Below are 25085 nucleotides of genomic sequence, written 5' to 3'. Positions count from 1 at the left end.
GCCTCCTACATTCGACGTTTGGGGAAGTCTATCGAGCGGTCAGGGTGCGGGGCGCCTCATCCCATGCGGGCGGAGGTGCGGTGCGCCACGAGTGCGGTCATCGAGTCCGCGACGACATCGATCACGTCGGCCACCGCGATGCGGCGTCCGGCTTCTTCACTGAGGCTCGTCACGCCCGCATCGTCGAGGCCGCAGGGGATCACGTTCTTCGCCCAGGAGAGGTCGTTCGCGCAGTTCAGAGCGAAGCCGTGCATTGTGGCCCGTTTCGACACCCGCAGACCGATCGCGCACACCTTGCGCGCTTCGGTGCCCTGCGGGTCGACCCACACGCCGCTGCGCCCCTCGATGGGGACGGTGTGCACACCCAGCTGCGCACAGGCGTCGATGAGCGTGCGCTCGAGCTCCCGCACGAACCCGACGACGTCGATCGGGATCGGGAGCTTCACGATCGGGTAGCCGACGAGCTGCTGGGGCCCGTGCCAGGTGATCTTCCCGCCGCGGTCGATGTCGACGACCTCGGCGCCGTCGCGCGGACGCTCATGATCGGCGGTGAGTTTGCCGGCGGTGTACACCGCCTGGTGCTCGAGCAGCAGCAGCGTGTCGGGCCGGGTCCCGGCCACGACCTCGGCATGGATCTCCCGCTGCAGGGCCCACGCCGCGCGGTACTGAATCGGTCCCGGGGGCAGGCCGAACTCCTCATGGCGGTCCCCGCCGGGGAGGGGTTCACTGAAACCGAGTCGGATCACGTCGAGCACCACCCCAGGTTACTCCCGCTTTGACCTGTGCGTTGTGGATGACCGACGGAGTGCGTGCGCACGATGAGGTTCACTCGCCTTATGGACGACTACGACGACGCGCGCTACATCCAAGGGCCCGGGCCCTTGGGCGAAGAGCCTTCGCGTCACTCGCGGCCCGGCCCCGGCCCGCGGCGTGCCGCGGGCACTCACCGGATGGTCCTGCGTCAGGGAGTGGACTGCCGCGAGGAGCTGCTCGAGCAGCAGGGTCGCGACGGGACCATCCGGGTTCACGCGCTCACGCCGGCCGGTCATGACGCCGTGCGGGCGGAGATGCACCTGCTGGCCAGCCTCGAGGTGGCCGGGGTCACGGCCGCGCCCTGCGTCCTCACGATCGAGGAGAGGGGGTACGTGCGCGAAGGCGCGCCACCCCTGGACCGCCGGAGCGGGCGCCGGGCGGCCGAGTCGGGCTCCCCGGCGACTGCGGAGCGGGTGGCGCTCGGACGCGCTCGCGATCACCTCGACGCCCTGGTCGATGCGCTCCACGAGCGGGGCTGGCTGCTCGGGGCGACGCCGGGCGAGGGCATCGGGCGGCGTTCCGACGGCAGCGTCGTGCTGCTGGACCTCAGTGGCCTGCGCCCCGGGGAGGAGCTGACGGTCCGGCAGGCGGATCGCCGCTGGGTGGATTCTGTGCTGCAGGACCAGGAGCGCACGCTGCGCCGCCGCCTCCACCACCCCCATGGGCCTGCTCCGAGCGACGGTTCCGGGAGTGCTCTGCCTGCGACGCCCGAGCGGTCCGACGTCCGGGCCGACTTCTCCGGCATCGGCACGATGGCGACCACGGACCCGGACGGCCAGGGGATCCAGCTCGCGGACGAGGAGGATCACGACGTCACCCACGTGGCGGTCGCCGCGCCACCGGTGCCGCCGCCGTCGATATTCCGTCTTCGGCGTGCTCGGAGCGCTCGGGCCGGCGAACTCGTCCCGCACAGCGGTGCCGTTCCCGCCGCTCCTCTCGACGTGATCCGCGAGGTGCTGTCCTCGCCGGGCAACCGCCGGACGGCGATCATGACAGCGGGGACCGTGCTGCTGGTCGGGGCGGTGATCGGCGCCGGTGCCTGGCTGGTCACGCCCTCGTCACCACCGCAGGAGCCAGGAGCAACGGCAGCGGCCACGTCACCTGCCTCTGATGCTCCTGCGCCGACGATCACCGACCCCTGGGCACTGGCCGCCGAGCTCGCCGGATCCCGGCACGCGTACGTCACAGGGCTCTCCACGCAGCCGGTCGCAGCGCCCGGCAGCCCTGCTTTCGCGGCGGACGAGGTGGTGCGCGCCGCATATACGGATCTCACCATCGAGGGCGGAGGGCCGGTGATCCACGAGGCGAGCGTGGTCGAGGGCTCGAGCTCGGACGGCACGGCGCTGCTGCAGGTGACCACCTCCACCGAAAGCTACGAGGTGTTCGAGGCCGACGGGGCCACCCGCGTCGTCCACGCCACGGAGCCGACGGTCGTCGAGCTGGCACTGGCCTGGGACGGCGATCACTGGCTCGTGCAGACCACCCGCACCATGACCGACGCCTCGGCGAGCTGAGGTCGGCCCGCAGAACCGGAAGGGCCCGGTACCGAGAAGATCGGTACCGGGCCCTTCACGAGAACCGGCCTCGCCGACTGACGAAGAGGCGTGTCAGGGCGTCAGGGCCTCACAGCCCGAGTTCCGCCTCGAACGCGCCCTCCTCGAGCCGCTTCTTCATGAAGGTGAGGAAGCGGGCGGCGTCGCCGCCGTCGACCAGGCGGTGGTCGTACGACAGGAACAGGTACATCATCGAGCGGATGGCGATGGAATCGTCACCCTCGGCGTTCGGCACGACCGCCGGACGCTTGGTGATGGTGCCGGTGCCGAGGATGGCGACCTGCGGGCTCGGCACGATCGGGGTGTCCCAGAGGGCGCCCCCCGAGCCGGTGTTGGTCAGCGTGAAGGTCGCCCCGGAGAGATCATCCGGGCCGAGCTTGTTGCCCTTGGCCCGCGCGCCCAGGTCACCGATCTGACGGGCGAACCCGGCCAGGTTCAGGTCGCCGGCGTTCTTGATGACCGGGACCACCAGACCGCGCTCGGTATCCGCCGCCATGCCGATGTTCTCGGCGGCGCCGTACTTGATGACCTCGCCGTCGATGGTGGCGTTGAGCTTCGGGTAGGTCTTCAGACCCTCGACCGCTGCCATCATGAGGAACGGCAGGAAGGTGAGCTTGGCCCCTTCGCGCTGGCCGAAGGCGTCCTTGGCACGGGCGCGCAGCTTGGCCACCCGGGTCATGTCGACCTCGACCGCAGTGGTGAGCTGAGCCTGCTCGTGCAGGGACTCGACCATCCGCTTCGCCGTGATCTTGCGGATCCGGGACATCTTCTCCTCGGTCCCGCGCAGCGGGGAGACCTCTACCGTGGGAGCCGCGGTCGGAGCCGCGGCAGCCGGCGCGGCGGCAGGAGCCGCAGCAGCGGCCTTCTGCGCGTCGATCGCCTGCTGGACGTCCTGCTTGCGGATACGACCGCCCAGGCCGGTGCCCGAGACGCTCGAGAGGTCGACTCCGGCATCGGCGGCCATCTTCCGCACCAGCGGAGTCACGTAACCGGATGATTCGGCGCCGGTGACGGAGTCTGCGGCCTTCGGGGCAGGTGCAGCGGCGGGTGCGGAAGGCTCCTGGGACTTCTGCTCCTGGGACTTCTGCTCCGGGGCCTTCGGGGCCTCAGCCTTCGGCGCCTCGGCCTTCGGCTGCTCGGCGGGCTTCTCCGGGGCGGGAGCCTCCTTCGCCGCGGGCGCCGGGGCAGCGGGCTCCTCGGCCGGGGCGGAGGCGCCGGAGGAATCCCCGACGATGGCCAGCACGGAGCCGACCTCGGCGTCCTCGTCCTCCTGGACGCGGACCTCGAGGAGGGTGCCGGCGACGGGCGAGGGGATCTCGGTGTCGACCTTGTCGGTCGAGACCTCGAGCAGCGGCTCGTCGACCTCGACGCTCTCACCGACGGCCTTGAGCCAACGGGTCACAGTGCCCTCGGTGACGGACTCGCCCAGGGCGGGCATGGTGACCTCCTGGCCGGAGGCTGCTCCGCCGCTGGCACCGGAATCGGCGTCGTCGGCGGCATCGCCCGGCTTCTCGGCCTCGCCGGCGGGTGCTTCCTCCTCGGTGGAGGGGGCGGTGGTCTCGTCGGAGGCGAGATCCTCACCCTGGTCAGCAGGTTCCTCGGCGGCGGATTCCTCGGGAGCCGAGGCACCCGAATCGTCCGCATCGGACGCGGACGAGCCGGATCCATCGCCGATGAGGACGAGATCGGCGCCGACCTCGGCGTCCTCGTCCTCCTCGACCAGGATCTTCTCGATCGTGCCCGCGACGGGGGAGGGGATCTCGGTGTCGACCTTGTCGGTCGAGACCTCGAGCAGCGGCTCGTCGACCTCGACGCTCTCACCGACGGCCTTGAGCCAACGGGTCACGGTGCCTTCGGTGACGGACTCACCGAGAGCCGGCATCTTCACGGTTTCAGACATGGGGGTTTCTCCTCCTGGTGGGCTCAGGCGTGGGCGTGCAGCGGCTTGCCGGCGAGGGCGAGTGCCGCCTCGCCCAGGGCCTCGTGCTGCGACGGGTGGCCGTGGATGAGGGAGGCGACATCCTCGGGGTGGGCCTCCCAGTTGACGATGAGCTGCGCTTCGCCCATGAGTTCGGACATGCGCGAGCCGATCATGTGGACGCCGACGATCGCGCCGCCCTTCTCGCGGACCAGCTTGATGAAGCCGGTGGTGCCGAGGATCTGGGACTTACCGTTGCCACCGAGGTTGTACTCGTAGGACTCGACCGCGTCCTCGCCCAGCTGCTCCTTGGCCTGCTTCTCGGACAGGCCGACGGAGCCGACCTGCGGCTCGCAGTAGGTGATGCGCGGGATCCCGGACTCGATGATCGGTGCGGGGTTCTGACCGGCGATGCGTTCGGCCACGAAGATGCCCTGCTGGAAGCCGCGGTGGGCCAGCTGCAGGCCGGGGACGATGTCGCCGACGGCATGGATGCCGGGGACGTTGGTCTCCAGGGTCTCCTTGTTCGCGAGCACGAAACCGCGATCCATCTCGATGCCCTGCTCCTCGTATCCGAGATCGGCGGTGACCGGGCCGCGACCGACCGCGACCAGCAGGTAGTCCCCCTCGAAGACGGTGCCGTCGGTGAGGGTGACCTTCACGCCGGTCTCGGTCTGCTCGGCCTTCTCGGTGAAGATGCCCAGGGAGAACGTGATCCCGCGCTTCTTGTAGGCCCGCTCGAGCGCCTTGGACAGCGACTCGTCCTCGTTGGCGACCAGGTGGGGGAGGCCCTCGACGATCGTGACCGATTCGGCGCCCAGCGACTTCCACACCGAGGCGAACTCGACGCCGATGACGCCGCCGCCCAGGATGATCGGATTCTTCGGCACCTCGGACAGCTGGAGGGCGGCCTCGGAGTCCAGGAAGCGGCCCCCGAGCTCGATCCCCGGCAGGGTCTTGGAGAACGAACCGGTGGCCAGGATGATGTTCTTGGCGGTCAGTTCGCGGGTCCCGGAGTCGGTCTCCACGCTGACGCTCTGGCGGCCGGTGAGACGGCCGAAGCCCTCGACGTACTCGATCTTGAGCGACTTCACCAGGCCCTGGACGCCCTTCTGGAGGCGCGCGACCATCTTGTCCTTGTAGTCGCGGACCTTGGCGCCGTCGACGGCGTTGAGCGTGATGTCCAGGCCGAGTGCGGACCCTTCGGACGGGGCGTCGGCAACCTCGCCGACGTGCAGCATCGCCTTCGTCGGGACGCAGCCGCGATGCAGACAGGTGCCGCCGAGCTTGTCCTTCTCCACGAGGGCGATCTTCTGGCCGAGCTGGGCTCCGCGCAGCGCGGCCGCATAGCCGCCGCTGCCACCGCCCAGGATCACGACGTCGAACTGGTCAGTGGATGTGTCAGCCACCTGTGTGCTCCTCGGTGTGTACGTTTCTCCGCGGCACGCGCTGACCCGAATGGCCGACGGCGCCGCCTGCGTGTCCCATGTTAGGGCACCAGGCGGCGCCGTCAGGCCCGCTCTACGGGATGTTCAGCGCCGAGTCGCGGCGTGGATCACTTCCCGGCGTCCGCCGCACGCTCCTCGAGGACCTGCAGCACGGTGCGCACGCTCATGCCGGTGGCACCCTTGCCCATGTAGCCCAGCGGCGCCGAGGCGAAGCCGGGCCCTGCGATGTCCAGGTGCGCCCACTGGGTCGTCCCCACGAACTCGGCCAGGAAGATGCCCGCGGAGAGGGCGCCGCCCGGCCGGTCGCCGATGTTGCGCAGATCGGCCACGCGACCGGTCAGATCGGCGCGCAGCTCGGAGGGGAAGGGCAGCGGCCAGAACGGTTCGCCGGAGAGCTTCGAGGCCTCCATGACGAGGTCGCGGGCGGACTCGGTACCCATCACAGCGGCCGTGCGCTTGCCGAGCGCGACCACGGCGGCGCCGGTCAGGGTCGCCACGTCCATCACCAGATCGGGCTCGTCGGCCACAGCGTCGACCAGGGCGTCGGCCATGACCATCCGGCCCTCGGCGTCGGTGTTGAGCACCTCGACCGTCTTCCCGTTGCGCATGGTGACGACGTCCCCGGGACGCTGCGCACCGGCTCCGGGCATGTTCTCGGCCAGGGCGAGGAACGTGGTGACCTTCACGTCGAGGCCGAGCTTGGCGGCGCCGACGGTCGCTGCCAGCACGGTGGCCGCGCCGGTCATGTCGGAGGTCATGTCGTCCATCCCGGCGGCGGGCTTCAGCGAGATGCCTCCGGTGTCGAAGGTGATGCCCTTGCCCACGAGGGCCACGGAGCTGCGGGCGCCGCTGGGGGCGTACTCCACACGCACCAGGCGCGGCTGGCGGGTCGAGCCCTGCCCGACGCCGACGATGCCGCCGTAGCCGCCCTCGGCCAGCTGGGTCTCATCGAGCACGGTGACGGTCAGTGGGAGATCGGCGACGAGTTCCTCGGCTCGGCGGGCGAACTCGGCGGGGTACAGGAGGTTCGGCGGGGTGTTGACCAGGTCCCGCGTGATGTCGACGATCTCCGAGAGCACGGCGGCGCGCTCGGCGGCGGCCGTCGCCGAGCCGTCCCGACTGAGGAGGGTCACGGCGCCGAGCGCGTTCTTGGGGGCGGACGCGCCGGTCCCGGTCTTGTGCGCGGCGAAGGCGTATGCCCCGAGCGCAGCGCCCTCGAGGGCCGCGGCCTGCTGCTCGGCAGTTCCTCCGGGCAGAGCGATTGCCGCCGAGGCGACTCCGCTCAGGGCGCGGGTCGCGGCGCCGAACGCGAGACGGAGATCCTCGGTGCCGGCTGCGGAGAGATCCTCCTCACCGAGCCCGACCAGCAGCAGCGAGCTCGCCGCCGCGAGTCCGTAGGAGGGTATCCGGTGGACGTCGCCGCGAGCGGCGGAGGCGTCGAGACCGGCGATGGCCTCGGAGATCTCGGGGGAGTCGGGCACGGTGGACGGTGCGCCGTCGGCACCGGGCAGCAGCGGCAGGACGAGGACGTCGGCAGCGACGTCGCGCAGGGATGCGTCAGAAACTGAAATGGAGGGCATGGTTCTATCGTAGAGGCGGTTCGGACCCGATGTCCGCGCTCCACCGGCGCTCCCGCGCACGACGGATCCAGGGGCCGGTCCCCTCGCACGAGCAGAACAGGCAGGTCGATGCTGGCGTTGAGCATCCTGGTAGCGGTGGTGTGTCTGGCGACGACGCTGCTGGGCGTCTACTACGCGGTGCGGGATCTGAACGCGGATCTCGTACTGCTCGGGGCCTGCGCCCTGGTCGCCGTGGTGTGGACAACCCTGGGAATCGCGCTCGGGATCCGGGACCTCGGCGGCGGGCACCCCGGCGATCGCATCACCCTGTACGGCTACCTCCTGACCGGATTGGCCATGACGGTCGGCGGCGGATGGGTCGGACTGTGGGAGCGCAGCCGCTGGGGCAGCCTGGTGATCGCCGTGGTCGCCCTGGTCGCCGTGGTGCTGCTGATGAGACTTCACCAGATCTGGCCGGGAGGCTTCGCATGACCGATCCCCGTTCTCCGTCCGGGCCACGTTCCCGCGGGTTCGAAGCCGTGCTGATCATCGTCTATGCGCTGTTCGCGCTCTCGGCCACGGCCCGCAGCCTGGTGCAGATGGGGCGCGACTTCTCGTTCGCGCCGGTCGCCTATGTGCTCTCCCTGCTCGCCGCACTCACCTATATCGCTGTCGCCGTGGCCCTGGTGCGCCGTGGTCGCCGCTCTCCGCTCGCCGTGGTCCTGTGCCTGATCGAGCTGGTCGGTGTCCTGGCGGTGGGGACCCTCAGCGTGCTGGAGCCCGCGCTGCTGGCCGATGACACCGTGTGGTCGGGGTACGGGCAGGGGTACGGATACGTGCCGCTGCTGCTCCCAATCGTGGCGCTGGTCTACATCGTGCTGGGCCGCCGGGCGCGACGTGCCGAGCCGGCCGAGCCGGCCGCGGCCCGCTGACCGCGTACGGTGTTCTCGTGACCACCCACGACACCTCTCGACGCGGGCCCTACGCGGCACTGTTCGGACACGTCCTCAGCCGCCTCGATGCGGAGCAGGCTCATCGGCTGACCGTGCGCAGCCTGCACCTCGTGCACTCGCTGCCCGGCGGCCCTCGCCTGCTGCGCGCCGGTTTCGGGACGCCCGACCCGATGCGCGATCCCCGGCCCGCACGGTCGGTGCTCGGCGCGGAGCACCACAGTCCACTGGGGCTTGCGGCCGGTTTCGACAAGGACGGCGAGATCCCGCTGGCCCTGCTCGACATGGGCTTCGGTCATGTCGAGGTCGGCACCGTGACGGCCAAGGCCCAGCCCGGGAATCCTCGGCCGCGCTCGTTCCGGCTGATCCCGGACCGCTCCCTGATCAACCGCATGGGCTTCAACAACCACGGCGCCCAGGCTCTCGCGAAGAGCCTGGCCGTGGCACGACGGACCGAGCGCGGTCAGCGGGCCGTGATCGGCGTGAACATCGGCAAGTCGAAGGTCACGGCGCTCGAGGACGCCGCGGAGGACTACCGCTTCTCGGCGCGTCTCCTCGCCCCGTATGCCAGCTACCTCGCGATCAACGTCTCCAGCCCCAACACCCCGGGGCTGCGCGACCTGCAGACCGTCGACATGCTGCGGCCGATCCTCGAAGCCGTCCTGGACGAGGCCCAGCAGGCGCAGCGTCGTCTGCGTCGAACCCTTCCGGTGCTGGTCAAGATCGCACCCGACCTGCACGACGACGATGTCCTGGCCGTCGCCCGCCTGGTGAGCGATGTGGGACTGGCCGGCGTGATCGCGACCAACACCACCATCGCCCGTCCCGAGTCCCTGCGCACCGATCGCTCCCGCATCGAGACCATCGGCGCCGGAGGGCTCTCGGGTCCGGTGCTCGCCCAGCGCTCGGAGCAGGTGCTCCATCTGCTGAGATCAGAGCTCCCCGCCGACGCCGTGGTGATCAGCTGCGGGGGAGTGACCACTGCTGCGGATGTCCGTGCCCGGCTCGATGCCGGGGCCGATCTGGTCCAGGGCTACACGGCGATGATCTTCGAGGGGCCGTCCTGGCCGGGGCGGGTGGCACGTGAGCTCGAACCCCTCCGCTGAGGCCCTGACTGCGCCACGTCCCCGCACCGGCCTAGGCTGAGGGCATGGAGGAGGATCTGTTCTCGCTGGCCGGTGACGCACCGGCCCCGCGCACGCTGTCCGATCGCAACGTCGATCATCGTGCGCCGCTGGCCGTCCGGATGCGCCCGCGCAGCCTGGAGGAGATCGTCGGTCAGGAGGCTGCGCTCGAATCCGGCAGTCCGCTGCGCCGACTGGTCGCCGCCGACGACTCCCGGACCGCACCCAGCTCCGTGATCCTGTGGGGCCCGCCCGGTACCGGTAAGACCACCCTCGCCTACGTCGTCGCGCAGTCCGGGGACCGGGAGTTCGTCGAGGTCTCCGCCGTGCTCGCCGGGGTCAAGGACATCCGCGAGGTGGTCGACCAGGCGCGTTCCCGACTGCGCACCGTCGGTCGGGAGACCGTCCTGTTCATCGACGAGGTGCATCGCTTCTCGAAGTCCCAACAGGACGCCCTGCTGCCGAGCGTCGAGAACCGGTGGGTCACCCTGATCGCCGCCACCACCGAGAACCCGTACTTCTCGGTGATCTCCCCGCTGCTGTCCCGCTCGATCGTGCTCACCCTGGAATCCCTCGAGCGCTCCGATCTCGACACCGTGGTGGACCGGGCGCTGATGGATGAGCGCGGGCTGGACGGCGCCGTCACCCTCACCGACGACGCCCGCGAGGCGCTGCTGCGGTTGGGCGGAGGGGACGCTCGCAAGATCCTCACTTCGCTCGAAGCAGCGGCTGCCGCCGCCCTGATGAAGGAGTCCCGCGAGATCGACGCGGCGACCCTCGCCCAGGCGGTCAATCGCGCCGCTCTGCGCTACGACCGCGCCGGCGATCAGCATTACGACGTCACCAGTGCCTTCATCAAGTCGATGCGCGGCAGCGACGTCGACGCCTCCCTGCACTACCTCGCGCAGATGATCGAGTCGGGGGAGGACCCCCGGTTCATCTGCCGGCGCGTCATGATCGCCGCCAGCGAGGAGGTCGGCATGGCCGATCCCACGGCGCTGCAGGTCGCCGTGGCGGCGATGCAGGCGGTGCAGATGCTCGGGATGCCGGAAGGACGCATCCCGCTGGCGCAGGCCGTCGTCCACATCGCCACCGCCCCGAAGTCCAATGCGTCCTACCAGGCGCTGGACGCCGCGATCGCGGATGTCCGCGCCGGCAAGGGCAGCGGGGTCCCCGCGCACCTGCGCGACTCCCACTACTCGGGGGCGAAGAAGCTCGGGCACGGCGTCGAATACCGCTATGCGCACGACGCTCCGCACGGCGTGGTGGGCCAGCAGTACGCCCCGGACGATCTCGTGGGCGTGGACTACTACCATCCCAAGGCCCACGGCAACGAGGCCCAGACCGGGCGCCGGGTCGAGGCGCTGCGACGGATCCTGCGCTCCGAGGACGGCTCCTGAGCCCGCGCCCAGGCGTGGTTGTGTGCGACTCCACAGGAACTGACGCACCACCGGGGGCGATGGCCGTTGAGCGGACGGCATACCTGCGGTAATCTTGGTCGTTGAATCCGCGGCTGCACGACTGGATTCACACCACGCGAACAAGAGGTATACCTCGTGACCAACGTCACCCGTGCGCGCCGTCAGGCGCGCCTGTCCCGAGCCCTTGGGCTCCCGCTCACCCCGAAGTCCGTCAAGTACTTCGAGAAGCGCCCCTACCCCCCGGGCGAGCACGGCCGCGCCCGCCGTCGGACCGAGTCCGACTACGCGGTGCGCCTGAAGGAGAAGCAGCGCCTGCGCGCCCAGTACGGGATCCGCGAGAAGCAGATGCACCGTGCCTACCTGGACGCCAAGAAGGAGCCCGGTCTGACCGGTGAGAGCATGGTCGAGCTGCTCGAGATGCGTCTCGATGCCCTCGTGCTGCGCTCCGGCTTCGCCCGCACGACCCTGCAGGCCCGTCAGTCCGTCGTGCACCGCCACGTCCTGGTCGACGGCAAGCTGGTGGACCGTCCCTCCTTCCGCGTGAAGCCGGGTCAGACCATCCAGATCAAGCCCAAGTCGCAGGCCATGGACACGTTCCAGATCGCCGCCGAAGGTGGCAACTCGGACGTCCTGGCCACGACCCCCTCGTACCTCTCGGTCGAACTCGCCGAGCTGAAGGCCCAGCTCGTGGCGCGCCCGAAGCGCGCCGAGGTTCCCGTGACCTGTGAGGTCCAGATGGTCGTCGAGTACTACGCGCGCTGACCTCTTCTGACCGCGGCGCGAAGGCCCCGGCGGGTGTACTCCGGTACCCTGACCGGGGCCTTCGTGTCCGTACTGTTCGTCCGGCGCCCCCATCCGCCGGCCCCCGGTGTCCCAGGAAGGACCATTCCAGACCATGCGCACATCCGAGATCCATCGTCGCTGGCTCGATTTCTTCGCCACGAAGCAGCATGAGGTCGTCCCCAGCTCCTCGCTGGTCTCCGCCGATCCCTCGATCCTGTTCACGATCGCCGGCATGGTCCCGTTCATCCCGTACATCGTGGGCACGCAGAAGGCTCCCTACGCACGCGCCGTGAGCGTGCAGAAGTGCATCCGCACCAATGACATCGAGAACGTCGGTCGCACCACGCGCCACGGCACGTTCTTCCAGATGGCCGGGAACTTCTCCTTCGGTGACTACTTCAAGAAGGGGGCCATCGACTTCTCCTGGGAGCTGCTGACCACGTCGCAGGACGACGGTGGCTTCGGCTTCGACCCCGAGAGTCTGTGGTTCACGCTGTGGGAGCAGGACGAGGAGTCCTACCAGCACGTCACCGAGGTCATCGGTCTGGACCCCTCCCGGGTCGTGCAGCTGCCGTGGGAGGAGAGCTGCTGGGACACCGGTCAGCCGGGCCCGGCGGGCTCGACCGGGGAATGGCATGTCGACCGCGGTCCCGAGTACGGACCCGACGCCCCGAGCGGCCGCGTGCCCGAGTGGCCCGGCAGCCCGAAGGCCGAGGACCGCTACATCGAGATCTGGAACCTGGTGTTCGACCAGTTCCTGCGCGGAGAGGGCGCCGGGAAGGACTACCCGCTGCTGGGAGAGCTCGACCAGAAGTCGATCGATACCGGTCTCGGCGTCGAGCGCGTCGCCTACCTTCTGCAGGGCAAGGCGAACATGTACGAGATCGATCAGATCTTCCCGGTGATCGAGAAGGCCCAGGAGCTCTCCGGGCGGGTCTACGGCACGGATGCGGAGGACGACGTCCGTCTCCGCATCGTCGGCGACCACGTGCGCAGTGCGCTGATGCTGGTGAGCGATGGGGTGCGACCCGGCAACGAGGGTCGGGGCTACGTGCTGCGCCGCCTGATCCGTCGCGCGGTGCGCTCCATGCGTCTGCTCGGCTATGCGGATCCCTCCATGCCGGCGCTGCTGCCGGTCTCGAAGGACACGATGTCCGAGTCCTACCCCGAGCTGGCCGCGGACTTCCCGCGCATCAGCGACATCGTCCACGCCGAGGAGGAGGCCTTCCGTCGCACCCTCGTCACCGGCACCGCGATGTTCGACCAGCTCGTCGGCGAGGTGAAGGAGGACGGGGGTCGCGCCGTCTCCGGGGACGCCGCCTTCCGCCTCCACGACACCTACGGCTTCCCGATCGACCTGACCGTCGAGATGGCGGGCGAGGCCGGTCTCGCGGTCGACGAGGAGGCCTTCCGCAGCGCGATGCAGGAGCAGCGTGAACGCGCCCGCGCCGATGCCGCCGCGAAGAAGACCGGCCACACGGACACCGCCATCTACAACCGACTGCTGGGCCAGCGCGGCGAGGACGTGCCGTTCCTCGGCTACACCGAGTCCACCGTCGCCACCACCGTGGAATCGGTGCTGGTGGACGGATCGCTCGTGAACTCCGTCGACGCCCCGGCCGATGTCGAGGTGGTGCTCGCCGCGACCCCCTTCTACGCCGAATCCGGAGGTCAGCTCGCCGACCAGGGACGTATCGCAGTCGCCGGCGGTGCCCTCGTCGAGGTCGATGACGTGCAGCGACCGGTGCGCGGCCTGATCGTGCACCGCGGCCGCCTGGTCGAGGGTTCGCTCGCCCAGGGCACCGAGGCGGTCGCGACGATCGATGCCGCACGCCGGGGCGCGATCGCCCGCGCGCACACCGCGACCCACATGGTCCACCAGTCCCTGCGGGAGGAGCTCGGCGACGGGGCCACGCAGGCCGGTTCCGAGAACTCCCCGGGTCGCATGCGCTTCGACTTCCGCTATGGCCAGGGAGTCCCGCACGGCGCGCTCGAACAGATCGAGGGTCGCGTGAACACCCTGCTCCAGGACGAGCTCGCGGTCACCGACCAGCAGATGCCGATCGACGAGGCCCGGGCCCTCGGCGCCCAGGCCCTGTTCGGCGAGAAGTACGGCGATATCGTGCGCGTGGTCTCCATCGGCGGTGACTGGTCCCGTGAGCTGTGCGGCGGCACGCACGTCTCCAGCACCGGTGCCATCGGCACCGTCCAGCTGATGGGGGAGTCCTCCATCGGCAGCGGTGTGCGCCGCGTCGATGCGCTGGTCGGGCTGTCGGCTTACCGCTACCAGGCCAAGGAGCATGCGTTGGTCTCGCAGCTCTCGGAGATCCTCAAGGTCGGCTCCAGCGACGATCTCCCCGAGCGGGTGCGCGCGCTGACCCAGCGCATGAAGGACATGGAGAAGCAGCTGAGCGCCCTGCGCGGGCAGCAGCTGCAGGCCGAGGCCGGCAAACTCGCCGACATGGCGATCGAGGTCGCCGGCGTGCGCCTGCTCGCCCATGACGCGGGCGAAGGGATCGCCGCGGGGGACCTGCGCACCCTCGCGCTCGACGTGCGCGCGCGCCTGGGCGAGGACTCCCCGGTCGTGGTCGCGGTCGCGGGCCACGAGGATGGCCGCGCCGCTCTCGTCATCGCCACCAGTGCCGGCGCCCGTGACCAGGGCCTCGCGGCCGGATCTCTGCTGCGTACCGCCGCGGAGACGATGGGCGGACGCGGCGGAGGCAAGCCCGATATGGCCCAGGGCGGCGGTGGCGAGCCCGCACGCATCCCCGACGCCCTCACCGCGGTGCGCAGCTCCCTCGAGGCGGCCGTCACCGCATGAGCACGGCCGACGCCCAGGACGATTCGGAGGCCCTGCCTCGCGGCGTCCGACTCGGAGTCGATGTCGGCGACGTCCGCGTGGGTCTCGCGCGCAGCGACCTCGACGGCATGATCGCGACTCCGGTCGAGACCATCGAGCGACAGGTCGCGACGCGCCGGGTCGCCGATGAGGCGCTCGAGGCCGAGGCACGTGTGATCATGGTGGGGCTTCCGCGATCCCTGAACGGAACCGAAGGGCCAGCGGCCGCCAAGGCACGCGAGTTCACCAGTGACCTCGCCGCCATGCTGTCCCAGGAGGAGCAGGACGTCGAGATCCGGCTGCTCGACGAGCGGCTGACGACCGTGACGGCGCACCAGGCGCTGCACACGTCCGGTCGCAAGGGGCGCAAACACCGGCAGGTCGTCGACCAGGTCGCCGCCGTGATGATCCTGCAGCAGGCGCTGGACATCGAGCGGTCGACCAGAGCTCGTGCCGGCGAGCTGGTCGACCCCTCGCAGCCCGCGGCACGGGTCACCGACGGAACCGAACAGGAGGACGGCGGATGAGTGAGGACGATGACCTGTCCTTCGACGAGCTCGCGCAGAACCAGACCTCCGAGACGGCGAACCGCAAAGGGCGCCGACGGGCGGGGAGGAAGCGGGGAGGCTTCTTCCTTTCGCTCCTGCCCGTGCTGCTCGTGATCGCCGTCGTGGCCGGCCTCGGCTACGGCGGGTTCCAGGGATATCGCTGGCTCACCTCCAACGTCAGCGTCGAGCAGGAGGCCGCGGACTACCCGGGCCCCGGCAGCGGCGAGGTCGTGGTGGAGGTCGCGGAGGGCGACACCGGTGCGGACATCGCGGCCACCCTGGTCGAGGAGGGTGTCATCAAGACGACGGGGCCCTTCGTGGGCGCCTTCTCCACGTCCCCGGATGCCGCGGGCATCGAGCCCGGTGTCTACCGGCTGAAGCAGGAGATGACGTCGATCGACGCGCTCAACGCGCTCCTGGACCCCGCGAACCTCGCCGGGCACCGGGTGATCGTCCCGGAGGGCCTGCGCATGACTCAGATCTGGCCGCTGCTGGCGGACGCCTCCGGGATCCCCGTCGAGGATTTCGAGGAGGCTGCGGAGGACTACACCGCCTTCGGCATCCCCGAGAATTCCGCTGGCACGCTGGAGGGCTACCTGTGGCCGGGCCGCTACGACATCCCCGAGGAAGCCACCGCCGAGGAGGTCATCGCGATGATGTGGGGCCGCATGGAGGAGGAGCTCACCGCGCGGGAGATCCCGCCCGAACAGTGGCACGAGACTCTGACCATCGCCTCCCTCGCAGAGCTGGAAGTGCGCAACGCCGAGGACTACGGCAAGGTGGTGCGCACGATCCGCAACCGCCTCGAGGGCACCGGGGAGGCGGACGGAACCCCGATGCCGCTGCAGTTCGACTCGACGGTCCACTACGTCACCGGGAAATCGGCGAGCGTGGGAACGACCGACGCCGAACGACAGACGAAGGACCCGTACAACACGTACGTCAACACCGGTCTCCCGCCAGGTCCTATCGCTGCTCCCGGCGGCGCGACCCTCGACGCCGTGATTGCTCCGCCGGAAGGGGACTGGCTCTACTTCGTCTCCGTCAACACCGACACCGGTGAGACGAAGTTCGCCGCTACCTGGGCGGAGCACGAGGCGAACGTCAAGGAATGGCAGGACTGGGCGGCGGCGAAGGGCTGACGATGAGCGAGATCGACCAGAATGCCGCACCATCCCTGAGGTTCCGCAGGTGAGCCCGGGAGCCGCGCGCAGCCGTTCCGGCCTCCCGCGCTTTGCGGTGGTCGGGTCCCCGGTCGACCATTCTCTCTCGCCTGTGCTGCACCGCACCGCGTATCGGGTGCTCGGCATCGAGGGTGGGTCCTACCAGCGGTACGACGTCGCCGCCGGCGCTCTCGCAGAGTTCCTGGCTCACGGAGCGGGACACGAACTCGGCGGTCTGAGCGTGACGATGCCGGGCAAACCGGAGGCCTTTGCCCTCGCTGCGGAGGCCGACGAGACCTCACGCATGCTCGGGATCTCCAACACGCTCATCCGTCGCGCCGACGGCAGGTGGCGGGCCGAGAACCACGATGTGTACGGGATCGTCGCCGCCCTGCAGGACCACGGCACGGTGGCACCTGCCACCGGTGCGGTGCTCGGTTCCGGGGCCACCGCCGCCAGCGCCGTGGCGGCTCTGCTCGACGTCGGGGCCCAGGAGATCCTGCTCTCTGCCCGCAGTCCGCACAAGCTGGCGCCGCTGGAGTCTCTCGCGTCGCACGCCGGGGTGCGGGTGCGCGTCGTTCCCTGGACGCTGAACCACGAGCTGCTCACCACGGATGTGGTGATCAGCGCTCTGGCGGTGGACGGGGCACGAGCAGTCGCGCGTGCCTGGGAACAGCAGCCGGATCTCCCTGTCCCGGAGCAGTTCCTCGATGTGCTCTACGATCCGTGGCCGGCTCCCGTGGCTGCTGTCGTCTCCCGGCGCGGGGGGAGCGTGGTCGACGGCTTGGAGATGCTCGCCCACCAGGCCGACAAGCAGATCCGTTCGATGCTCGGGGTGCCGGCGGCCCCGGTGCCTCAGATGCTCTCGGCCGCACGTGCCGAGCTCTCCCGGCGTGCCGCCGCCGGTGAGGACGTCGACTGATCGACGCCGCGCTCCCGTACCCGACCGGACGGCGGGCCCCTTGTCCGGTTCGGTAAAGGGGTAGTAAAGTGCTCGGCGTCCGGCGAGTTCCGTCGGCATCGGGAGAACGAGCACGAGGAAGTGACTCATGGACCTGGATCGAGGACGCAGGGACGACGTCGGCGGCACATCTCCGCAGCGAGCGAGCGACTCCACGATCATGGCCCCGAGGATCGCACCGGACGGTGACCCCGTCGATCCCCCGCACGATGCGGTGATCGGCCCCGGCATCTCCACGCCGCTGCTGCGTCTGTGCACGGCACTTGCCACGCGGGCCCGCGTCGATCTCCTCACGGCGGGTCGGCACGCCGCCTCCGACGAGCTCGAACAGGTCCTGGGCACCCTCGGCTCCTGGGAGGGCGCGAGGGTGATCGATCCCGATCAGACGATGGTGGTCCTGGCTGCGGCTTCCCTGCAGGACCTCGCCGAACGGCTGCCCTCGTCCTCGCGCAGCACGCTCGGGGTCCAGGTCGAGTCGGCTCTTCGCCTGCTGCATACGCTGATGCAGCGCACGCGCATCGACGCGATGGCGTGATTGTCTTCACGTCCATGCTGGCAGCGGGCTTTTCGTCGCCGAGTCCGGTCCGCCTGCGTGCTATATTTCTGGAGTCGCTGCGGCGGCCACCTGTCCGGGTGGCGGAATTGGTAGACGCGCTAGCTTGAGGTGCTAGTGCCCGTATTAGGGCGTAGGGGTTCAAGTCCCCTCTCGGACACGAACGAACCCCTTCTGATCGGTGGACAACCGGCAGGAGGGGTTCTGCTTTTCTCGCGGTCCAGGCCTCCGCCCCCGAGCGCCCTGCTCCACGTGTGCAACTGTGTGTTTGTGCCGTCGCGACCACTTCCCGTCCACGAACTCCCGCGTGGAAGAATCAGCGCCATGGTCCACGTCTTCCTCCACGAGCCCGCGATCGCCGGCAACACCGGCAACGCGATCCGTCTCGCGGCCGTCACCGGCGCCCGCCTCCATCTGATCGAGCCCCTCGGTTTCGACCTGGAGGACGCGAAGCTGCGGCGCGCCGGGCTCGATTACCACGACCTCGCCGACGTGAGCATCCATCCCGATCTCGAGCACGGACTGGCCGCTGTTCCCGCGGCCCGGGTGTTCGCCTTCACCGCACGCAGCGACGTGACCTTCGAGCAGATCCAGTACACCCGCCAGGACGTGCTGCTGTTCGGCACCGAGCCCACCGGGCTCCCCGAGGAGGTCATGGATCATGCGCGCGTCACCTCCCGGGTGCGGATCCCGATGCTCCCCGCCCGCCGCTCGCTGAACCTGGCCAATTCGGTCTCGATCGCGGTGTACGAGGCCTGGCGGCAGCTGGACTATGACGAGGTGGGCGCATGAGTCGCGGCGACGCGGCGACCCGCTCGGCATTTCCCGCGCGCCTGGAGCGCCGCAACGCCCTGTTCCAGCAATGGCAAGCACTGCTGACTAACCGGACCAAACGCACCCGCAGCGGCGAGATGATCATCCAGGGCGTGCGCCCGATCACCCAGGCCATCGCGCACGGGGTCGAGATCCGGGCGCTGCTGTCCGATGGGCGCGAAACCCCGTCCCGATGGGCACGGGAGCTGCTCGACGATCCGCCGGGACCGGTCGTCGTGCTCGCCCCCGAGCTGATGGCCGACCTGGGGGAGCGGGAGAACGGCTCCCCGGAGCTGCTGGCTCTGGCCACCCTGCCGGGTGACTCTCTGACCCGTCTGGCCCCATCGCCCACCGGGATGCTGGTCGTCTTCGATCGTCCGACAGGGCCGGGGAACATCGGTTCCCTGGCCCGCACCATCGATGCGCTCGGGGGCGAAGGACTGGTGATCACCGGACACAGCGCGGATCCCTGGGACCCCGCGGCGATCCGCGCGAGCACCGGGTCGATCTTCGCCGTGCCCGTGGTGCGCCAGCCCTCGCACCGTGAGGTGCTCAGCTGGGTTCAGGAGCAACGGGCGCAGGGACAGCCGTGGACCGTGCTCGGACTCGACGAGGCCGGCGGATTCGAGCTGGCTGATGCAGACCTCACCGGACCGACATTGCTCGTCGTCGGCAACGAGACGATCGGAATGAGTGCGATGTGGCGCGAGGCCTGCGACCTGGTCGCCGAGATCCCCATGGGAGGAAGCGCCTCCTCCCTGAACGCCTCCGTCGCCGGCTCGATCGCCCTCTATGAGGCGCGCCGACAGCGTGGCCGGTCGGGCGGCTGAGAAGTCGCCGGCTCAGCCGGTGCCGAGCGCGCCGCGTACCAGCGGCGCCCCGAGCAACCCCAGGAACGGACCTGCCAACAGGATCGGCCCGACGGCGAAGCGCACCCCGGTCCGACGGGTCACAGCCATGACCGCCGCCCCGGCGGCCCCGCTGACCACGGCGACAGCCAGACCAGCGGCGATCAGCACGTCGCCACCGAGGGCGGCGCTCATGCCCACCACCACCGGGAGCGTCTTCGCATCCCCCATGCCCAGCAGCGGGGGAGCGATCAGCGCGAGCAGGATCGCGCCGGCTCCCAGAGCCAGGGCGAGGACGAGCGCGGTGGTCAGACCGTCGCGGAGCTCGGGCCTCATCATGGCCACGAGCAGAAGGGCGGATCCGACCCCGACGCTCAGGCCACCCACCCAGCGGTTGGGCAGACGGTGCTCCCTGCCATCGACCCAGGCGAGCACCAGCGCGGGCGGCAGATACACGAGCACAAGCACCGCAAGGATGATCAAGGGCGTCTCAGGGGCAGGGTCCACCCCGCCATTGGACCAGAGATCACCGGGCCGGCACGAGGCCGGGCCATGAAGTGTGGACGAGCGTGCCCGGCGGCGGTCTCAGAGCGTGGGCGGCTGTCCCAGCGTGGACTCGACGCGAATGATCCGGCGGCGCAGCCAGACCTTCTTGCCGCCATCCATGTACAGACGAGTGCGGGCGTGCTCCCAGCGACCGTACTCGGCCTGTTCGGTCAGGGCGGCACGCACTTGCGCCACCGAGCTGTTGCGCGGCACCGTGATGATCTGGAACTCGTAGTCCTCTGCACGCCGCCCGCGCTCGAGCGGAAGATCCTGGAGCCCTCTCGGATGCCGGACGTGCACGACCCGAGCGGCCAGGGGCTGGGTAGTTCTGAACAACGACATCCTCCTGTGATCGATGACCTGCCAGGACGGGCCGCGGAGTCTGCGGACGTCGCGCCGCCGATTCGTGACCTCGCCCGTGACGATGTCACTGTCCATTCTGCCCGCCGACGGGGTACCGTCCACTCATGAACACGGATCCTCGCTCCGCTCTTGCTGCGCTGATCGCTGCCCTTGAACGTCACTACGAGGCGGCAGCCGCCTCCCGCGATGATGACGATCCAGCCCTGGACGCCGCCACCGAGCAGCTCACCACGGCCTTCGACACCTACGACGACGCGCTCTTCGACGAGTACGAGATCGCCACTCCGCTCATCGTCTTCGACACGGACGACGACGAAGACGACGATGATGACGACGACGACGACTTCGACGATCTCGATGAGTTCGACGCCGACGACGATGACGATGACGATGACGATGACTCGAACGATGAGGTGGCCGACGACCGGCGCTGAGGTCGTCCTCTGACACTGCACGTCATCTTCACCACTGGTCCCCACGCGGCGCCGGGCTCGATGCCCGGCGCCGCGTACTCTGTCCAGGGCCGAAGTTCCTGTCGGCCGTGTGATCCGATCGTCGTCCCCCAGGAGTGTCCATGTCTTTCATCGAGGCGATCATCCTGGGCATCGTCCAGGGAATGACCGAGTTCCTCCCGATCTCCTCGAGCGCTCACGTGCGCGTTGTCGGTGAGCTGATGGACCCCGGGCAGGATCCCGGAGCAGCCTTCACGGCGATCATCCAGCTCGGCACCGAGACTGCCGTGCTGATCTACTTCTGGAAAGACATCACCCGGATCATCGGCAAGTGGTTCAAGGCGCTGGCCGGCAAGGTTCCGCACTCGGACCCGGACGTGCGGATGGGCTGGCTCGTGATCCTGGGCTCGATCCCGATCGGGGTGCTCGGCCTGCTGTTCGAGGAGCAGATCGACTACGGTCTGCGCAACCTCTACATCACGGCCACGATGCTGATCCTCTTCGGCATCCTGCTCGGTGTCGCCGACCGCATCGCCCCGCAGCGCAAGGACCTCAAGCAGCTCACCGTGCGCGATGGCATCCTCTTCGGTCTTGCCCAGGCGCTCGCCCTGATCCCGGGCGTCTCCCGCTCCGGCGGCACCATCACCGCCGGCCTGCTGATGGGGTACACGCGGCAGTCTGCCGCGCGGTACGCCTTCCTGCTCGCGGTCCCTGCCGTGTTCGCCTCGGGCCTGTACAAGGCTGCGAAAGAGGTTCCCGTCCTGCTCACGGCCGATGGGCGCGCCGTTGCCGCGGCGGCTGGGGAGCCTTCGCTGCTCGCGCTCGTCATCGCGACCCTGGTGGCCTTCGGTGTGGGCTACGCGGTGATCGTCTGGTTCATGAAGATCATCGAGAACCGCTCGTACCTGATGTTCGTCGTGTATCGAGTGGTCGCGGGTCTCGTGCTGCTGGGCCTGCTCTGGTTCGGCGCGGTGGACCCCCTCGGCGGCGCCTGAGGGAGGACTCACAGCGGCGCCCGATCCTGGTCATGGCCCGTATGATCGAACGGTGCATTCCTGGAACTCCCCGTCGATCTCGCCCCTTCCCGCCTCCGGTGTGCCGCTGAGGCTGCACGACACCCGGACCGGACGCGTGGCGCCCGTGGTGCCGATCACGCCCGGCCGTGCTCGCCTGTACGTCTGCGGGATCACCCCGTACGACGCGACCCATCTGGGTCACGCGGCCACGTACCACGCCGCGGATCTGATGCGTCGCGCGCTGCTGGACACCGGTCTCGAGGTCGTCGTCGCGCAGAACGTCACCGATGTCGACGATCCCCTGCTCGAACGGGCCGACCGCGACGGGATCGGCTGGCGCGAGCTCGCCGCCTCCCAGGTCGCGCTGTTCGCCGAGGACATGGAAGCTCTGCGCATCATCGCCCCGGAGACCTATCGTTCGGTGAGCGAGTCGATGGACGACATCATCACCACCGTGCAGACACTCCACGCCCGCGGACGCGCCTATCAGGTGGAGGCACCGGATGCAGCGGGGCCGGACTGGTACCTCGACCTCGGCGTCGACGGTGCACTGGGTGACGTCTCGGGCTGGAGCGAGCAGCAGATGCTCACGGTGTTCGCCGAGCGTGGCGGGGACCCCGAGCGCGAGGGCAAGCGTGGTCGCTTCGATCCGCTGCTGTGGCGTGCCGAGCGCGCCGGGGAACCCGCCTGGGAAGCCGGCGTGCTGGGCCGCGGCCGCCCCGGGTGGCACGTGGAATGCGTCTGCATCGCCCAGGACGGATTGGGCCTTCCGTTCGATATCCAAGCCGGCGGCAGCGACCTGATCTTCCCCCATCACGATCTCAGCGCCGCACACGCCGTCGCGCTGGGACGAGGCTTCGCCGGCATGTACACCCACAGCGGAATGGTCGCCCATGAGGGCGAGAAGATGAGCAAGTCCCTGGGCAATCTGGTGTTCGTGCACCGCCTGGTGCGCGACGGTGTGGATCCAAGGGTGATCCGCCTGGTGCTCATGGCCCACCACTACCGCGCGGACTGGGCATGGTCCGAGGACGAGGTCGACCTCGCCGCTGCTCGTCTGGAGACTTACCGCACAGCGGCAGCGCTCCACGGGCAGCACCCGAGGACCGTCGCCGCCCTGCGCAGCGCTCTGCGCGACGATCTCGACACTCCCTCCGCACTGACCGCGCTGGATACCTGGGCCGCAGCGGCACGCGCCGATGCGGTCGACCAGGAGCCGGCAGGAACCGCTGAGCCCGCTGGGACGACGGATCCGGCCGATCGCCCCGGCGATGTCGCCGCCGCGACCGACGCCCTGTTCGGTCTCGACCTGCGCAGCTGAGAGCCGGGCGCCTCAGGGCGCCGAGGTCGGTGCCCTCACTCGGATTCGCGCCGCCTGCGCAGGAACTGCTCGAACTCCTTGGCGATCGCGTCGCCGCTGGCCTCCGGCAGATCCGCCGCGTCCTGAGCGCGCTCGAGACGCCGTACGTACTCGGCGACATCCTCGTCGGTGCGGGCCAGCTCGTCGACACCGCGCTCCCAGGCCTCCGCGTCCTCGACCAGTTCCGCGATGGGTATCGGGGCGCTCACGAGTCCTTGGACCTCTCGCAGCAGGCCCAGCACCGCCTTCGGGGAGGCATTCTGCGAGACGTAATGGGGGACCTGCACCCACGCACTGGTGGTGGGCAGTCCCGCGCTCGCGGTGCGGCGGGCCAGGATCGTCGGCACCCCGATCGGACCGGAGTACTGCTCGGAGTCGTCAATCCGGTCGGCGGCTCCCGGTTCGGGGGCGGAGGAGACCGGCAGCGGCCGCGTGTGCGGCGAATCTGCCAGCAATGCTCCCAGGGAGACGACCGAGCTCACGCCCAGGAGCTGCATCTGCTCGAGCACCTCGTCGCAGAATCGCTTCCAGTGCAGCGATGGCTCGGGCCCCATGACCGTCACGATCTCGGGGCCGCTGGGCGGTTCGACGATCCGCAGCTGCGTCTCGGGCCAGTCGATGACGCGCAGACCCTCTTCGGTAGTCCGGATCTCGGGCCGGTTGACCTGGAAGTCGATGAACTCCTCGGCGTCGACCGCTCCGGCAGGCCGTGACGGCCACACCTCGAGCAGATGCTCGATCACCCCGCTGGCGGCCTCTCCCGCGTCGTTCCATCCGCTGAAAGCCGTGATGGCGATTCGACTCATCACTCCATCATAGGCTCGAACGCCATCTCGGAGACGGGGTGCAGGAGCAGCGGATATCCTCGCCCTGCCTGGGGAGCCTCCGCCCCGGAGCCGGAGGAGACAGAACATGACGAGCCCCACGCTGCGCCTGGGCCCGCTGCCCGCGATCCGTGTCAGTCCCGGCACTCTGGTCACCGTGCTGGTGCTCGCCCTGATCCTGTATCCCTCCTTCGCGGGCGACGGCGGATCGGTCTCCTCGACCGGGGTGCTGCTGGCACTCGGGATCGCCGTGTTCATGATCGTGTCGGTGCTCATCCACGAGGCGGCGCACGCTCTGAGCGCCCACGGGTTCGGCGCGACGGTCGACCACATCGCCCTGACCCTGTGGGGCGGACACACCCAGTACCGCAGCGAGTCGATGTCGGCGCCCGCCTCGGTCGTCATCTCGTTGTCGGGGCCGATCGCCAACCTGCTCCTGGCAGCGGGGACCTCCGCGATCGCCTCCCTCGCCGAGCCCGGGTCGGCCGGCGCCGTGTTCTGGTACTTCTGCTCCCGCCTCAACGTCGCGCTGGCGATCTTCAACCTGCTTCCGGGACTGCCGATGGACGGCGGCCGGGCGTTGGAGGCCCTGCTCGGGGGCGTGCTGCGCAGGCCCCTGCTCGGGACCCGCGTGACCGCATGGTTCGGCCGCGGCATCGCGGTGGTCGTGGTGCTGGTCCCGCTGTGGTGGATCATGCGCAACCAGGGCGCCGACACCTTCCTGCTGCTGACCATCCTGTGGGCCCTGCTGATCGCCGGCATGCTCTGGCAGGGCGCGACCCGGGCGCTGGAGGCCGCGAAGCTGCAGCACCGCATCGGAACCCTCGACGCGGCGACCCTCGCGCGGCCGATGCACATCGTCCCCGCGCACCAGAGTCTCGCGGATCTCGGCAGCGACGCCGATCTCGACGCCGTGCTCGTCCTCGAACGCACCGCGCCGCGCCCCGGAGTCCTCGGCCGCGCGTATCGGATCCAGCCCGCCGCAGCACAGGCCGTCCCGGTCCAGCAGCGTGCCGCCACCCCCGTCAGCGCGGTCGCCGGTTCCGTCGGGGAGATCGGCGTGCTCGAGGCCTCCCTGCACGGTGAGGCACTGATCTCGGCCATGCTCGCGAAGCCGACGCCCCTCTACCTGGTGCTCGAGCAGGGCGGGGCGCCACGGGGCGTGATCATGAGCGCGGATGTCAATGCCCTCCTGCGCGGTCGGTGAACATCACTACTCTGGGGCGCTGA

Annotated in this window: 24 protein-coding genes and 1 tRNA gene; 18 read left to right on the top strand and 7 right to left on the bottom strand. The window is 69.7% G+C overall.

The window, feature by feature from the left end; genetic code table 11:
- Nucleotides 1-56: 56 nt before the first annotated feature.
- The gene (gene lipB / locus INT51_RS07485) at nt 57-755 is read right to left on the bottom strand and encodes a lipoyl(octanoyl) transferase LipB (RefSeq protein ID WP_193104591.1); all 699 of its coding nucleotides are present in this window, start codon (nt 753-755) and stop codon (nt 57-59) included.
- Between the two features lie 81 nt (nt 756-836).
- Here lipB and INT51_RS07480 point away from each other — a divergent pair, with 81 nt between their 5' ends.
- Complete coding sequence (locus INT51_RS07480; protein WP_193104576.1) at nt 837-2327, top strand: hypothetical protein; 1491 nt, start codon at nt 837-839, stop codon at nt 2325-2327.
- A gap of 109 nt (nt 2328-2436) precedes the next feature.
- Here the strand turns inward: INT51_RS07480 and sucB are convergent, their stop codons facing one another.
- The 3 genes from sucB to INT51_RS07465 all read right to left on the bottom strand — a co-directional run bounded on the left by sucB (nt 2437) and on the right by INT51_RS07465 (nt 7312).
- Nucleotides 2437-4266 (bottom strand): 2-oxoglutarate dehydrogenase, E2 component, dihydrolipoamide succinyltransferase, encoded by a 1830-nt coding sequence (gene sucB, locus INT51_RS07475; RefSeq protein ID WP_193104575.1) that lies wholly within the window; start codon nt 4264-4266, stop codon nt 2437-2439.
- A 23-nt stretch (nt 4267-4289) separates the two neighbouring features.
- Nucleotides 4290-5693 carry a dihydrolipoyl dehydrogenase gene (gene lpdA, locus INT51_RS07470; protein ID WP_193104574.1) on the bottom strand — a complete coding sequence of 468 codons (1404 nt, stop codon included), beginning with the start codon at nt 5691-5693 and terminating at the stop codon, nt 4290-4292.
- 146 nt (nt 5694-5839) lie between these two features.
- Entirely contained in the window at nt 5840-7312 is a 1473-nt protein-coding gene (locus INT51_RS07465) for a leucyl aminopeptidase (RefSeq protein ID WP_193104573.1), read from the bottom strand.
- Between the two features lie 108 nt (nt 7313-7420).
- Between INT51_RS07465 and INT51_RS07460 the strand changes: the two genes are divergently transcribed.
- The 13 genes from INT51_RS07460 to INT51_RS07400 all read left to right on the top strand — a co-directional run bounded on the left by INT51_RS07460 (nt 7421) and on the right by INT51_RS07400 (nt 19276).
- Nucleotides 7421-7783 (top strand): hypothetical protein, encoded by a 363-nt coding sequence (locus INT51_RS07460; RefSeq protein WP_193104572.1) that lies wholly within the window; start codon nt 7421-7423, stop codon nt 7781-7783.
- Nucleotides 7780-8223 (top strand): hypothetical protein, encoded by a 444-nt coding sequence (locus tag INT51_RS07455; RefSeq protein ID WP_193104571.1) that lies wholly within the window; start codon nt 7780-7782, stop codon nt 8221-8223. The genes INT51_RS07460 and INT51_RS07455 overlap by 4 nt, the downstream gene beginning before the upstream one ends.
- 17 nt (nt 8224-8240) lie before the next feature.
- Entirely contained in the window at nt 8241-9347 is a 1107-nt protein-coding gene (locus tag INT51_RS07450; protein WP_193104570.1) for a quinone-dependent dihydroorotate dehydrogenase, read from the top strand.
- Nucleotides 9348-9391: 44 nt separating this feature from the next.
- Entirely contained in the window at nt 9392-10765 is a 1374-nt protein-coding gene (locus tag INT51_RS07445) for a replication-associated recombination protein A (protein ID WP_193104569.1), read from the top strand.
- Between the two features lie 156 nt (nt 10766-10921).
- Entirely contained in the window at nt 10922-11548 is a 627-nt protein-coding gene (rpsD, locus tag INT51_RS07440) for a 30S ribosomal protein S4 (protein ID WP_193104568.1), read from the top strand.
- A 133-nt stretch (nt 11549-11681) separates the two neighbouring features.
- Nucleotides 11682-14390, top strand: coding sequence for an alanine--tRNA ligase (gene alaS, locus INT51_RS07435; RefSeq protein ID WP_193104567.1), 2709 nt, complete (start codon nt 11682-11684; stop codon nt 14388-14390).
- The gene (gene ruvX, locus INT51_RS07430) at nt 14387-14935 is read left to right on the top strand and encodes a Holliday junction resolvase RuvX (protein ID WP_193104566.1); all 549 of its coding nucleotides are present in this window, start codon (nt 14387-14389) and stop codon (nt 14933-14935) included. The genes alaS and ruvX overlap by 4 nt, the downstream gene beginning before the upstream one ends.
- Nucleotides 14932-16098: an endolytic transglycosylase MltG gene (gene mltG, locus INT51_RS07425; RefSeq protein ID WP_193104565.1), complete on the top strand. Its 1167-nt coding sequence runs from the start codon at nt 14932-14934 to the stop codon at nt 16096-16098. The genes ruvX and mltG overlap by 4 nt, the downstream gene beginning before the upstream one ends.
- 49 nt (nt 16099-16147) lie before the next feature.
- Entirely contained in the window at nt 16148-17041 is an 894-nt protein-coding gene (locus tag INT51_RS07420; protein WP_193104564.1) for a shikimate dehydrogenase, read from the top strand.
- Nucleotides 17042-17168: 127 nt separating this feature from the next.
- Nucleotides 17169-17615, top strand: coding sequence for a hypothetical protein (locus tag INT51_RS07415; protein ID WP_193104563.1), 447 nt, complete (start codon nt 17169-17171; stop codon nt 17613-17615).
- A 92-nt stretch (nt 17616-17707) separates the two neighbouring features.
- Nucleotides 17708-17793 (top strand) — tRNA-Leu (locus INT51_RS07410).
- 164 nt (nt 17794-17957) lie between these two features.
- Complete coding sequence (locus INT51_RS07405; protein ID WP_193104562.1) at nt 17958-18425, top strand: tRNA (cytidine(34)-2'-O)-methyltransferase; 468 nt, start codon at nt 17958-17960, stop codon at nt 18423-18425.
- Entirely contained in the window at nt 18422-19276 is an 855-nt protein-coding gene (locus INT51_RS07400; protein ID WP_193104561.1) for a TrmH family RNA methyltransferase, read from the top strand. The genes INT51_RS07405 and INT51_RS07400 overlap by 4 nt, the downstream gene beginning before the upstream one ends.
- Nucleotides 19277-19288: 12 nt before the next feature.
- Here the strand turns inward: INT51_RS07400 and INT51_RS07395 are convergent, their stop codons facing one another.
- Together INT51_RS07395 and INT51_RS07390 are read right to left on the bottom strand one after the other, a co-directional pair.
- Nucleotides 19289-19801 (bottom strand): hypothetical protein, encoded by a 513-nt coding sequence (locus INT51_RS07395; RefSeq protein ID WP_304502108.1) that lies wholly within the window; start codon nt 19799-19801, stop codon nt 19289-19291.
- Between the two features lie 78 nt (nt 19802-19879).
- Nucleotides 19880-20176: a DUF5703 family protein gene (locus tag INT51_RS07390; protein ID WP_193104560.1), complete on the bottom strand. Its 297-nt coding sequence runs from the start codon at nt 20174-20176 to the stop codon at nt 19880-19882.
- A gap of 131 nt (nt 20177-20307) precedes the next feature.
- On the opposite strand from INT51_RS07390, the gene INT51_RS07385 reads away from it, so the two are divergent.
- From INT51_RS07385 to mshC, 3 genes are all read left to right on the top strand, one after another.
- Entirely contained in the window at nt 20308-20637 is a 330-nt protein-coding gene (locus tag INT51_RS07385) for a DNA primase (RefSeq protein WP_193104559.1), read from the top strand.
- Nucleotides 20638-20777: 140 nt separating this feature from the next.
- Entirely contained in the window at nt 20778-21650 is an 873-nt protein-coding gene (locus INT51_RS07380) for an undecaprenyl-diphosphate phosphatase (RefSeq protein WP_193104558.1), read from the top strand.
- A 52-nt stretch (nt 21651-21702) separates the two neighbouring features.
- A complete protein-coding gene (gene mshC / locus INT51_RS07375; protein WP_193104557.1) occupies nt 21703-22992 on the top strand; it encodes a cysteine--1-D-myo-inosityl 2-amino-2-deoxy-alpha-D-glucopyranoside ligase in 1290 nt (429 codons plus the stop codon).
- 35 nt (nt 22993-23027) lie between these two features.
- Here mshC and INT51_RS07370 read toward each other — a convergent pair whose 3' ends face one another.
- A complete protein-coding gene (locus INT51_RS07370; RefSeq protein WP_193104556.1) occupies nt 23028-23837 on the bottom strand; it encodes a PAC2 family protein in 810 nt (269 codons plus the stop codon).
- 106 nt (nt 23838-23943) lie between these two features.
- On the opposite strand from INT51_RS07370, the gene INT51_RS07365 reads away from it, so the two are divergent.
- A complete protein-coding gene (locus tag INT51_RS07365) occupies nt 23944-25062 on the top strand; it encodes a site-2 protease family protein (RefSeq protein WP_193104555.1) in 1119 nt (372 codons plus the stop codon).
- The last annotated feature ends 23 nt before the right edge of the window (nt 25063-25085 follow it).

It is taken from the genome of Brachybacterium sp. FME24 (assembly GCF_014897705.1).
Taxonomy (GTDB): domain Bacteria; phylum Actinomycetota; class Actinomycetes; order Actinomycetales; family Dermabacteraceae; genus Brachybacterium.
Note: the sequence above shows the minus strand (reverse complement) of the source record. Positions and strands in the feature narration are given on the sequence as shown.

Coding starts and splice junctions, on each gene's coding strand:
- INT51_RS07480 (WP_193104576.1), top strand. CDS start 837: ATGGACGACTACGACGACGCGCGCTACATCCAAGGGCCCGGGCCCTTG.
- sucB (WP_193104575.1), bottom strand. CDS start 4,266: ATGTCTGAAACCGTGAAGATGCCGGCTCTCGGTGAGTCCGTCACCGAA.
- INT51_RS07465 (WP_193104573.1), bottom strand. CDS start 7,312: ATGCCCTCCATTTCAGTTTCTGACGCATCCCTGCGCGACGTCGCTGCC.
- INT51_RS07460 (WP_193104572.1), top strand. CDS start 7,421: ATGCTGGCGTTGAGCATCCTGGTAGCGGTGGTGTGTCTGGCGACGACG.
- INT51_RS07455 (WP_193104571.1), top strand. CDS start 7,780: ATGACCGATCCCCGTTCTCCGTCCGGGCCACGTTCCCGCGGGTTCGAA.
- INT51_RS07445 (WP_193104569.1), top strand. CDS start 9,392: ATGGAGGAGGATCTGTTCTCGCTGGCCGGTGACGCACCGGCCCCGCGC.
- alaS (WP_193104567.1), top strand. CDS start 11,682: ATGCGCACATCCGAGATCCATCGTCGCTGGCTCGATTTCTTCGCCACG.
- ruvX (WP_193104566.1), top strand. CDS start 14,387: ATGAGCACGGCCGACGCCCAGGACGATTCGGAGGCCCTGCCTCGCGGC.
- mltG (WP_193104565.1), top strand. CDS start 14,932: ATGAGTGAGGACGATGACCTGTCCTTCGACGAGCTCGCGCAGAACCAG.
- INT51_RS07415 (WP_193104563.1), top strand. CDS start 17,169: ATGGACCTGGATCGAGGACGCAGGGACGACGTCGGCGGCACATCTCCG.
- INT51_RS07405 (WP_193104562.1), top strand. CDS start 17,958: ATGGTCCACGTCTTCCTCCACGAGCCCGCGATCGCCGGCAACACCGGC.
- INT51_RS07400 (WP_193104561.1), top strand. CDS start 18,422: ATGAGTCGCGGCGACGCGGCGACCCGCTCGGCATTTCCCGCGCGCCTG.
- INT51_RS07385 (WP_193104559.1), top strand. CDS start 20,308: ATGAACACGGATCCTCGCTCCGCTCTTGCTGCGCTGATCGCTGCCCTT.
- INT51_RS07380 (WP_193104558.1), top strand. CDS start 20,778: ATGTCTTTCATCGAGGCGATCATCCTGGGCATCGTCCAGGGAATGACC.
- INT51_RS07370 (WP_193104556.1), bottom strand. CDS start 23,837: ATGAGTCGAATCGCCATCACGGCTTTCAGCGGATGGAACGACGCGGGA.
- INT51_RS07365 (WP_193104555.1), top strand. CDS start 23,944: ATGACGAGCCCCACGCTGCGCCTGGGCCCGCTGCCCGCGATCCGTGTC.